8 protein-coding genes are annotated in these 12133 nt (G+C 38.6%); 6 read left to right on the top strand and 2 right to left on the bottom strand.

The genetic code is table 11. From position 1 onward, the window contains the following. The first annotated feature begins 378 nt into the window (after positions 1-378). Positions 379-2982 carry an ATP-dependent chaperone ClpB gene (gene clpB, locus J2S08_RS02395; RefSeq protein ID WP_307226306.1) on the top strand — a complete coding sequence of 868 codons (2604 nt, stop codon included), beginning with the start codon at positions 379-381 and terminating at the stop codon, positions 2980-2982. 436 nt (positions 2983-3418) lie between these two features. On the opposite strand, the gene J2S08_RS02390 is transcribed toward clpB, so the two are convergent. Further along, positions 3419-3604: a YjzD family protein gene (locus J2S08_RS02390; protein ID WP_307226304.1), complete on the bottom strand. Its 186-nt coding sequence runs from the start codon at positions 3602-3604 to the stop codon at positions 3419-3421. Positions 3605-4427: 823 nt separating this feature from the next. On the opposite strand from J2S08_RS02390, the gene J2S08_RS02385 reads away from it, so the two are divergent. From J2S08_RS02385 to fabF, 4 genes are all read left to right on the top strand, one after another. Continuing rightward, positions 4428-5294, top strand: coding sequence for a hypothetical protein (locus J2S08_RS02385; protein ID WP_307226303.1), 867 nt, complete (start codon positions 4428-4430; stop codon positions 5292-5294). Between the two features lie 359 nt (positions 5295-5653). After that, the gene (locus tag J2S08_RS02380; protein ID WP_307226301.1) at positions 5654-6607 is read left to right on the top strand and encodes a BMP family ABC transporter substrate-binding protein; all 954 of its coding nucleotides are present in this window, start codon (positions 5654-5656) and stop codon (positions 6605-6607) included. Positions 6608-7150: 543 nt separating this feature from the next. Beyond that, on the top strand, positions 7151-8089 hold the full coding sequence (locus J2S08_RS02375) for a beta-ketoacyl-ACP synthase III (RefSeq protein ID WP_307226299.1): 939 nt from the start codon (positions 7151-7153) through the stop codon (positions 8087-8089). Between the two features lie 162 nt (positions 8090-8251). Further along, positions 8252-9493, top strand: a complete 1242-nt coding sequence (gene fabF, locus J2S08_RS02370) for a beta-ketoacyl-ACP synthase II (RefSeq protein ID WP_307226297.1) — start codon at positions 8252-8254, stop codon at positions 9491-9493. Between the two features lie 294 nt (positions 9494-9787). Here the strand turns inward: fabF and J2S08_RS02365 are convergent, their stop codons facing one another. Continuing rightward, the gene (locus J2S08_RS02365) at positions 9788-10927 is read right to left on the bottom strand and encodes a DUF418 domain-containing protein (RefSeq protein WP_307226295.1); all 1140 of its coding nucleotides are present in this window, start codon (positions 10925-10927) and stop codon (positions 9788-9790) included. 219 nt (positions 10928-11146) lie between these two features. Between J2S08_RS02365 and J2S08_RS02360 the strand changes: the two genes are divergently transcribed. Further along, the gene (locus J2S08_RS02360; RefSeq protein ID WP_307226293.1) at positions 11147-11935 is read left to right on the top strand and encodes a DUF2268 domain-containing putative Zn-dependent protease; all 789 of its coding nucleotides are present in this window, start codon (positions 11147-11149) and stop codon (positions 11933-11935) included. The last annotated feature ends 198 nt before the right edge of the window (positions 11936-12133 follow it).

Genomic DNA, 12133 nt, shown 5'->3' with positions numbered 1-12133 from the left:
TCACTGCTAAAAGTAAAAGTCCGATTGATTTGTTTTGACAGGATAAGAAAAGCTTTCAAACATAATGGCAAATTATCCAGGATGTTGGCTCACAAATGAAGGGTGCTGATTATTTTGAGAATGCTGCGGCCAATCTTTGTCCACCTTCATTAATGTAGATAGCAATCTTTTGTGATCCCCTATAGGCTAACAGGAGTAGAAGAAGAAAAGCTTCTCTTGCAAATATAGCGCACGAAGAAAAAAGTTTTCCTTTTTCATTAAGGGAAGTTTTACTCTATCTTATGTTTGTACCATCAACTAATATAACATGATAAAAAGAAGCCTGTCATCACAATCTAGCAATCTTAACAACAACTAAACATAAGGGAAGGTGTTTCTATGGACATCAATAAAATGACAATGGTATTGCAGGAAGGAATGATGCATGCACAGCAGCTTGCAGCTCAATTAAATCATCAAGAAATTGATGTTGCCCACCTTTGGAAAGTGTTAATAGATAAGCCAGATAGTCTTCTTCAAACTGTCTACAAACGTTTAGGTTTAGAAAAAACTTCGCTGCTGCCTGTCATCAATCATATGCTTGAAAAAAAGCCTCAGGTTTTTGGAAATCAGCAAGGAAGTGGACAATATGTATCTCCGTCGCTTCAACAATTATTGACTGCAGCTGAAAAAGAAAAAGCTGCATTGGAAGATGAATATTTGTCTGTTGAACACTTGATACTAGCTTTGATGGAGCAAAATCAGCATGAAATAACTCAATTTTTGCAGCAACATGACATTACGAGCGCCAAAATCCGAAAAGAAGTAATGGCGATAAGGGGGAACAACAAAGTGACGACACAAAATCCAGAAGCAACTTACGAAGTATTAAAGAAATATGGCAGAGACTTAGTAGCTGAAGTGAAGGCTGGAAAAGTAGATCCTGTTATTGGCCGCGATACTGAGATTCGTCACGTTATTAGAATCTTATCACGAAAAACGAAGAATAACCCCGTTATTATTGGAGAGCCTGGTGTTGGGAAAACTGCGATAGTAGAAGGGTTGGCACAGCGGATTGTTCGCAAAGATGTTCCAGAAGGGCTAAAAGATAAAACGATTTTTTCACTAGATATCGGAGCATTAGTAGCAGGTGCTAAATTTAGAGGCGAATTTGAAGAACGATTGAAGGCAGTTTTAAATGAAGTAAAAAATAGCGACGGCAGAATTCTCCTCTTTATTGATGAATTACATATGATTGTTGGTGCTGGTAAAACAGAGGGGGCAATGGATGCTGGCAATATGTTAAAACCTATGCTTGCTCGAGGGGAACTTCACTGTATCGGCGCTACTACGCTGGACGAATATCGCCAATATATAGAAAAAGATGCGGCGCTGGAAAGACGCTTTCAACAAGTACTCGTACAGGAGCCGACGTTAGAGGATACGATTTCTATTTTAAGAGGCTTAAAGGAAAGGTTTGAAATTCATCATGGTGTCAACATCCATGATCGCGCCTTGGTTGCAGCAGCAACACTATCTAATCGCTATATAACGGATAGATTTTTACCAGACAAGGCGATTGATCTTGTTGATGAGGCTTGTGCAACGATTCGGGTCGAAATTGATTCTATGCCGAGTGAATTAGATGAGGTAACGCGAAGAGTCATGCAATTAGAAATTGAGGAAGCAGCATTAAAGCAAGAGTCCGATGCTGTTAGTAAAGAAAGATTGGACATTCTCCAAAAAGAACTAGCTGATTTAAAAGATGCTGCAAATGAAATGAAAGCGAAGTGGGAGTCTGAAAAAGCGGATATTCAAAGCATTCAAGCAAAACGTGAACAGCTTGACATGTTGAGAAGAGAACTGGAAGAAGCGGAAAATGAATATGATTTAAACAAGGCAGCGGAGCTTCGTCATGGGAAGATTCCAGCAGCTGAAAAAGAACTGAAAGCCCTTGAAGAAATGATGACAGCACATCAACAAGATGAAAATCGTTTAGTGCGTGAAGAAGTGACAGAAGAAGAAATTGCTGAAATTGTCGCACGCTGGACGGGGATTCCCGTTACTAAATTAGTAGAAGGAGAGCGGGAAAAGCTGCTTCGATTGGAAAGTATTCTTCATGAACGTGTAATTGGTCAAGAAGAAGCTGTCGAACTTGTCAGTGAAGCGGTATTGCGGGCACGAGCCGGCATTAAAGACCCTAATAGACCAATTGGTTCGTTTGTGTTTCTCGGACCAACTGGAGTGGGAAAAACTGAGTTAGCAAAAGCGCTAGCGCAAACTTTATTTGATAGTGAGGAACATATGATCCGCATTGATATGTCGGAATACATGGAGAAGCATGCTGTTTCGCGTTTGATTGGAGCACCCCCTGGCTATGTTGGCTATGAAGAGGGCGGACAATTAACAGAGGCTGTTCGCCGTAAACCGTACGCGGTCATTTTGTTGGATGAAATGGAAAAGGCTCATCCAGAAGTATTTAATCTTCTCCTGCAAGTATTAGATGATGGTCAAATAACTGATTCGCAAGGACGGAAGGTTGATTTTAAAAATACTGTCATTATCATGACATCTAATATCGGGTCTTCCTTCCTGCTTGAACGGGAAAGTGGCGATGAAGAAATCACGGAAGCAACGAAGGAGCTTGTACTTGGACAATTACGAAAATCTTTTCGACCTGAATTTTTGAATCGAATTGATGATATTGTGATGTTTAAGCCGCTATCTATGCAGCATATGAAGGGCATTGTTGCAAAGTTTATGAAAGAATTGGAGTTAAGATTGCAGGAGCAGCATATTCAGCTGCAATTGTCAGAAGAGGCACAGCAATTTATCGCAGATGCTGCCTATGATCCTGTTTATGGCGCACGTCCTTTAAAACGATATATTCAGCGTCAAATAGAAACAAAAATCGCAAAGGATATTATTAAAGGAGATGTGAAGCCGCATCAGCATGCTAAGTTGGATGTAGAAGGAAATGAAATTACGATACATTATGAATAAAAGCGGACTGGATGAGAAATAGTTTTCTAATGAATGATTGAATATAGCTTGCCTGAAAAACACTCATGATAAAAATCATGAGTGTTTTCTCGTTAAAAGAAGCCAAATAAAAGCAAATGAGATAATGTGTTCAAACTCCAAGGTTCACGTCTAAAAATTAAGTAAAACTTCCATAAGTGGGGGGCTCTCATCCCTCACTGATAAGAAGTGGAACAAAGCTTAAGTACGAAAGCGTTATCAAGAAAGAAGAGCATTTTTTTTCGGGTGATGCTAATTCAAGATGATTCGAGAAGCTTTCCTTATCCTATCGGCCCGAACCAATCGGACATTTGCCCCTACCTAGCACTTCTGATTTCTCTTATTTTTGAGGTGGGATCTTGACTCGCCAGTTAAATGTGGAATAAATGAAAAAACCCCCACAAGTGGAAGTTTTTCTTTACTTATTTTCTTCAATTGGTTTATTAGGAATGACAGTAGATATAAGAACAATTAGGACTGTTGCTGCTACTCCTAGTATAGCCGCTGTATTAAAATCATATGGTGCACCTGTCATCGAACCTCCAACATAAGCAACCATTTGTACAAGCAAGAAAGTCCAGAAAAGCGTCCAGAAAAACCTCACTTTTAATCACCCCATTTCAATTCGATCCATATTCGTCTTCTCCAAAGAGAATGAGCGCTGCTTCAAAAGCGAATCCCAGACGTTTAAGTGAAGCTCAAACGAGTTCATCTTAAAAATCCGCAGCTTCACAAGATCATTTTTGAACAATCATCCTTTGCCTTCTCGTTAAAACTACATTGATTTTTAAACTCGCAATATTTTCGAGCAATGCTTTATTGTATATACTGAGCTCACAATCTATTCCTAGTATATCTTATCATAGACGAGATCGTTTTCAAATGAAAAATAATACAATTCTATGAACAAAGCAGGGATGTTTTAACCAATATTGTTCCCAACAAAAGAACAAAAAATAGAAGGTGGATACATATGCTAAAGGAGAACGATCTTTGTTAATAAAAAACCTATCGTGACTATTTTATCCCACATCTAACTGGCAGTAAGCCCCCCCACCTCGGGGAGTAAGAGGAATCAGAAGCGCTAGGTGGGGGATAACTGAAAGTCAAATGTCCGATTGGTTCAGGCCGACAGGATAAGGAAAGCTTCTTGAATCAGCATCGCACGAAGAAAAAGTGCTCTTCTTTTTTGAGGATGTCGGTCATAAAGGCGTTGCAACAGGACAAGGAAAGCTTCGGCAGCGAAACATCGCACGAAGAAAAGCGGTTTCCTTTTCGAGGACGTTGCGATCTTAGCCTTTGTTCTACTTCTCATCAGTGGGGGATGAGAAAACCCCCACTGATGGAAGTTTCACTTTATTTTTCAATTACAGTGTTTCCAAATTGATGTGTACAAATTAAAAATAAGAAAAGGAGGAGTTTATTCTATGCATCATGCAGTTGTTTGGAATGCTCAACAGTTTCTAGGATTCATGCTTTGTAAAAATTTGCTTGAAAAAGGGTATGAGGTTATTGCTTTCGATCAGCAAGAATGGCTTCGTGATTATCACGAGGAAAAGTGGTTGGAAGTCGGTCGAAATGCTAATATTTCCTTTTGGGAGTCGGAAGAGGCAAATCGATTAGATGCAGTGCCTTCAACGATTTGCTTTATCCCTATTTTTGATTTTTATATTGAATACGATAAAAGAGTAATTGAAAAGTGGAAGCATTCCTATCAAGCTTTTTTAAATAAAAATAGGGATAAGGTCGAGAAAATCGTTTGGATTGCACCGAAACAATTTTTGGAATCGAATCATGGTACACTAGAAAAGCTAAGATCGTCTCTTAATTCTGTTTTCCACGATGACAGCGCTACTGTAGATGAAGTCAGGTGGTATTATGTACCAACATTATTTGGCCCTTGGCAGCCAAATACACTCTTATTTCAACAAATCATCCAAAATGGAAGCAGGATGGATGAGATGAATTATTTAGATGACACTTTCGACGCACTATTCATTGAAACTGCGGTGAATTTTCTTATTGATCATGTGAAAAGCCCTGCTGCTGACTCACATTTCATACTTCAAAATAAAGAATCAGGAGCATGGAATGCCTATTTAAGTCTGTTAGGAGTTGAAAGATCTATGAAAGGAAAGCCGAAAGAGATGTTGAACGATGCTGTCAGTTTAATTGTGGATGAAGAAGAGCCTTTCGTCAATCATATCATGCGACAGCGGCAATGGTGGGAAATGCAAGGAAAGTATTTTACATCTTTCAATCACCTTTCTCGTTCTTCATGTACAAAAAAATAGTTGTTTTCCCTTTATTGCATGTATTAGTTAAGTAGTTCTTTCAATCTGTTCATATGAATTGTAAAATAGAAAGAGCTTTTCATTAAATATCTCGTTTAAAAAAGGGCGTGTTATCTTTAAGGAAAGGCAGGTGAAATCTGCACTAAAAACATGAATAGGACGTGTTCAAAAAGAACTGAACTTACACGAGTTTTTGAACAACATCTAATAGACAAATACGTTATTCAGAAAGAAAGCATCTTAGAAGAACAAACAAATGGATATGTTGTACATTGATAATGGGAAAATAAACAGCATAATGACATTTCAACATTGGTTGATGCGTTTATGTCTATGTTTTTTAGTAGCAGTTGGTGTACATGTTGAAAAGATTGCTGATTTTCTTCTCATTGACCTCCATACTATTAGGATGTACCAACACGGAAAAAATTAAACTAAAAACAATTGGACTGCTTGTACCAGAAACCGTCAGCGACCAAGTATGGGGTACAAAAGGATACAAAGGAATGTTAAAAATTCAATCAGCATTTAATGCCGATGTTTATTATAGAGAAGGAATGACAACAAAGACTGTAGTTGCAGAAGCGGTTAAAGAATTTGATCAAAAGGGAGTTCAGCTTATATTTGGGCATGGCAAAGAGTACGCCGATTTTTTTAATGAAATTGGATTGGTATATCCTCATATACATTTTGTTAGTTTCAATGGAGAAGCACGATTAAAAAATACGACGAGCTTAACGTTTGATAGTCATGCAATGGGTTTTTTTGGAGGTATGACAGCTGGTCATGCTACGAAAACAAACCAAGTTGGGATGATTGCTGCTAAAAGATGGCAGCCTGAGGTTGAAGGGTTTATTGATGGTGTAGCCTTTGAGAATGCTTCCGCTACCGTCTATGTCGTCTATACAGGTGATTGGGATGACTGTCAAAAAGCATTAGAGCTTTTAGATACATTAAATCAATACAATGTAGATGTTGTTTATCCAGCGGGGGATGGCTACACAGTTCCTGTCATAGAGCAATTAAAGGCAAACGGTTTATATGCGATAGGGTATGTCTCTGATCAGTCTGATTTAGGAGGGGCAACAGTTTTGACTAGCACTGTTCAAGATGTAGATAAACTATATGGAATTGTTGCTGAAAAGTATAGCAGAGGAACATTGCAATCTGGTAATGTTCATGTAGGTTTTCAAGAAGGTGTTCTATCCATAGGAAAATATAGTTCGAACGTAAAAGAAAACTTTATCGAAAAAGTCGATCATTATTTGGAAGAATACATCAAAGCTGGAAAACTGCCGAATGCTATAAACTAGCAATTTTTTGTATCTCTGCAGCATTGAATAATGTACTACGATACCCCTAGCGAGTATAAAGGAGCTTTAGATCTATTTATCAAGAAAAGACTCTTTAACACCTTCTTCACTTCAGTATGTTTACTTTTCTATACTTGCCAAAACACAATTATTCCTTTAAAATTAGTACCAAGTCATAATAGGTGCTATTATAAAATCTGCTAGTTGATTTTACACTGATTATTGAGTGTAGCACGCATTAAAACGGTTGACGCGAACGCCCTGAGGGTAAAGCAGCGTCCCTTCCCGTTCATCAAATCTTTAGAAGCTGCTGAAACTTGTAAAGTTTTAGTTAGCAAGATTGTAGTTGGACAATAGAGGGTTCAGCATGATGGAAGATAGTAGATTATTAAAGCGAAGAGTAAGTGCTTAAAAAGTCTGGAAAGAGAACTTCATTAGTTGACTTATTAGAAGCGAGAGGTGAGAAAAAACTTACTTCCACTTCCTATCTCTCAATAAGAAGCAGAATAAATAATGATGTCTGAGAAAGAAGGAGATACGGGCATGAATGCAGGAATCATTGGCATGGGAAAATTCCATCCGGAAAAAATAGTTACGAATCATGACTTAGAAAAAGTAATGGATACTTCTGATGAATGGATTCGTACACGAACAGGAATAGAAGAAAGAAGAATTGCCGAAGATGATTGTGATACGTCTGATATGGCATATGAAGCAGCAAAAAGAGCTATTCAAGATGCAGGAATAACGGCGGAAGAAATTGATTTAATTTTAGTGGCAACGGTCACACCAGATCGCCCATTTCCTTCTGTATCTTGTATGATTCAGCATCGTCTTGGTGCTGTCAAAGCTGCTGCAATGGATATTAGTGCAGCTTGTTCTGGATTTATGTATGGTGTAGCAACTGCAAAGCAATTTATTGAAAGCAAGGCTTATCGTTATGTACTTATTGTTGGTGTCGAGAAGCTTTCGAAGATAACAAATTGGGAAGATCGCAATACAGCTGTTTTATTCGGCGATGGAGCTGGAGCAGCAGTTATGGGGCCCGTATCAAAAGGAAGAGGGGTTTTAGCCTTTGAACTTGGGGCAGATGGTTCAGGCGGCAGCCAATTATATGAGAACGAACAGAAGCATATTGTGATGAATGGCCGTGAAGTGTTCAAATTTGCAGTTAGACAAATGGGAGAATCAGCTGTAAATGTGTTGGAAAAAGCCGGATTGACAAAGGATGACGTTGACTTTTTAATTCCTCATCAAGCTAACATTCGGATTATGGAATCTGCTAGGCAGCGGTTAAACTTGCCAGTAGAAAAAATGTCAAAAACAATTCATAAGTATGGCAATACTTCTTCCGCATCCATACCTGTTTCTATTATTGACGAGCTAGAAGCCGGAAATATTAAAGAGGATGATATAATTGTCATGGTTGGTTTTGGCGGAGGTTTAACTTGGGGAGCAATTGTAGTAAAATGGGGTAAGTAGTGAAAGTGAAAGAGATATTGCTTAAAAAATCTTGAATACTAGCGGGATAATTTGTATGCATCATGTAAAAACTGTGTACATTCCGTTCGTTTTTTATATTAGCTTTCATTACTTTTTGAATACTCACTTACAATCTTCTTATTGTGTGAAGGAGATGTTTTTATGGAGAAAAAACGTGTAGTTGTCACTGGAATCGGAGCAGTTTCTCCCGTAGGCAATGACGCTCAAACAACTTGGGAAAACATCATTGCAGGAAAATCGGGTATCGGTCCATTAACGCGATTAAACGCAGATGATTATCCAGCAAAAGTGGCAGCTGAAGTAAAGGATTTTGATCCTGAAACATATTTGGAAAGAAAAGAAGCAAGAAAAATGGATCGTTTTACCCATTATGCGATTGCTGCTTCACTGATGGCAGTGAAAGACGCAGGTTTAACGATCGATGAACATAATGCCAATCGAGTTGGAGTTTGGATTGGTTCAGGAATTGGAGGCATGGAAACGTTTGAAAACCAATTCCAAATGTTTCAAAAACGCGGGTATCGGCGCGTAAGTCCTTTTTTTGTTCCAATGATGATTCCCGATATGGCAACTGGGCAAGTTTCAATCGCCTTAGGTGCTAAAGGCGTCAATTCTTGTACTGTCACCGCATGTGCAACAGGAACAAACTCCATTGGTGATGCCTTTAAAGTGATTCAGCGTGGAGATGCAGATGTCATGGTGACTGGAGGGGCTGAAGCACCGATTACACAAATGTCCGTAGCTGGCTTTTGTGCTAATACAGCGCTTACTACAAACCCTGATCCCGAAACAGCGAGCAGACCATTTGATGCCAATCGAGATGGATTTGTTATTGGTGAAGGAGCAGGCATCGTTGTCCTCGAAGAGCTAGAATATGCGCTTCGCCGTGGAGCAACAATTTATGCAGAATTAATTGGCTACGGATCAACTGGCGATGCTTATCATATTACGGCTCCTGCTCCTGGAGGAGAAGGCGGAGCGCGAGCAATGAAATTAGCATTAGCTGATGGCGGATTGGAGCCGGCTGATATTGATTACATTAATGCACATGGGACAAGTACTCCGTACAATGACAAGTTTGAGACAATGGCAGTTAAAGATGTGTTTGGCGAACATGCCTATAAGCTGGCAATAAGCTCAACAAAGTCCATGACTGGACATTTACTGGGAGCAGCTGGCGGAGTCGAAGCAATTATTTCGATTTTATCCATTAAAGAAGGTATTATACCGCCAACTATCCATTATGAAACACCAGATCCTGAATGTGATTTGGACTATGTAGCCAATAAGGCAAGAACGAGAGACGTTCGTGCTGCACTCAGCAATTCGTTAGGCTTTGGCGGGCATAATGCAACTATTCTCTTTAAGAAATACGAAGCATAAAAAAGGTGATCCAAAAGAATTTTGCTTTTGGATCACCTTTTATTTTATCCCACATCTAACTGGCAGTAAGACCCCACCTCGGGAAGTAAGAGGAATCAGAAGCGCTAGGTGGGGATAACTGAAAGTCAAATGTTCGATTGGTTCGAGCCGACCTTAGAAAAGCTTCTTGAATCAGCATCGCACGAAGAAAAAACGGTTTTCTTTTTCGAGAACGTTGCGACTCTACTTCTCATGTGTGGGGGATGAGAGAAACCCCCCTCTCATGGAAGTTTCACTTTCTTTTATGCTTTAACGTTAAGCACGAAAAGGTGCATTAGCCGTATAGCGCCAAATCGTTTCAATCGGACCCTGTTTAAACTTTCGTAGCCACATATTTGCAAAAAACATAAGAAATAACGAGATTAGCATCCATATAAGGAGAGTCAACCAACCATTGTTAATAGGAGTCAAACCGAATCCCCATCCATAGAAAATCACTGAAGCGATGATGTTTTGCATGATGTAGCAGCTTAATGCTGTTCTGCCAATCTCTTGTAAACGGTCTGTGAACAGTTTTATATAACCCTTTTCCAATATAATGGAGAACAAACCAATATAGCCGAATGCTAAGAATGGTGCAAAGATATACCTGCTTATAATGGAGAATAAGCCGTTATTAACCATCATAAGCATATGAAGCGGCAGCCCAATGAGTATCCCCCATTTAAAAAGCTTACGGCGGATTTTTCTGCCTTTTTCATGGTGAGCAAAAGCACCTGCACGAAATAATAATATTCCTGTCAAAAATAATATCGTATTCATAGGAAGTACCATGATCGCTTCCGTCCTTAACGGCAAAAATTGTTCAACACGGTAAAGAACTTGTTCCAGCCAACTCCCTTCCATATAAAGATGCGCAGTTTTTTGGTTATCTGCTGCTAATTCTGCTTGTATTCCTTCATCATGAGTTGAGTAATAAAACGCAAATGAGGAAGCACCTATGATCAACAAATGAATTGGAAGTAAAAGAACAATAATCCTTTTTAAAATCCGATTGCGCTTTTTCACTAGAAAGGAGACAACGATTGCAGTTATTGCATAGCTCATTAAGATATCATATTCAAAGACTAGCAGAAAATGAATAAGACCATCAATAAATAAGAGGATGCACGACCAAATATATGCTCTAGGCCAAGGCATTCCTTTTTCAAGTGTTTTTTCATATTTTATTGCAAGACCTATGCCAAACAAGATTGTGAGCAAACTTAAAAACTTACCATTAATAAAAATGTCAATTAGCATCATGATCCACCCATCACTCGTTTTCCACCAACCAACGATATCTTGAGAGTAAATAGAAAGATCGCCAACCGTTGCAAAAATCCAAATATTTGTTCCTAGCGTACCGAGAATAGCAAAACCACGAAGTACATCTAATAAGACTAACCTTTTCAATTTATCAACCTCACAATCTATTATCTTTCATAACATACTAAGTCCCTTTTTCAATATGGACGAGTGACTAAGTAATTCCTACTTTACAACAATAGTGAAAGCTTTTTTTGATTTATGATGCTATTTTTTTGATTAACAGTTTAGAAATAATGGTCATATTGAAGGCCATGGGAGCATGTTATGCATAAGCTAATAAAAACAGGACATAAGGTGAGGAGCATGACAATAATAAGGACAGATCAGTGGTTGAAACAAGCACTTGATAAACCTTTGGAGCTATTACAAAAGGTAAAGCCGACAGTAGAGAATCCTACAAGGTTTTATCGCTATCTTTGCTCATTTGGGATGTACCAACATCCCCGGCGTGCACAACGTGTTTTTCAAATATTGGAAGAAAAAGAGGCTTGGAAAAAAATAAATCAAATTTATCAAAAATATCGCAGCCTTTGGGATGGTCCAACTATTAATATTTATATTTTCCCAATGGAAGAAGGCAACCGAAGTTTCATGAGAGACACAAGGGGGCGTTCTGGTATTACGTTTCCTAAGCAGATTTTTTTGTTTCTCTCTAGTGTAGGTGATGAAAAGGAATGGGAGGCATTATTTGTTCATGAGTATCATCACGCTGCACGAATGAGTCGTTTAAAAAAAGAGATTAACGATTATACGTTATTGGACTCCCTTGTTTTAGAAGGATTGGCGGAACATGCTGTACTTGACTGTTGCGGGGTAGATTACGTAGCACCATGGTGTACATCATATCAGGAGAAGCGACTTGCTTCCTTATGGCAAAGGGCAATTAAACAATATTTGCATATTACAAGGTCAGAAGCAAGACATGATGATATTTTGTTTGGCAAGCGGGCCTATCCGAGAATGATTGGCTATGTAATTGGCTATCACATAATTGCTCACTATAAAAAACAGGCATCCGATTTTTCGATTGCGAAAACGTTAGGAGTACCTTCTAATACTTTTTTACAAGATGATTTTTTGAAATTAGAATAAAAAACAGGTGGAGAAAATTCCACCTGCAGCAAGTTCTAAAAGTGTAATCAATACATATAATATCCTACAAAGTATGGACAAGCTCACTGCTTTTATTATCCACAATGCAATCTATTTTTTAAGAATAATATAGCGAGATATTAAATTGTAAATAATCCAATGATTGTGGAAAAGCTTCCATTTTAGATAAGGATGTTA

Origin of the sequence: Bacillus chungangensis, assembly GCF_030812995.1 — a bacterium.
Taxonomy (GTDB): domain Bacteria; phylum Bacillota; class Bacilli; order Bacillales; family Bacillaceae_C; genus Bacillus_CF; species Bacillus_CF chungangensis.
Note: the sequence above shows the minus strand (reverse complement) of the source record. Positions and strands in the feature narration are given on the sequence as shown.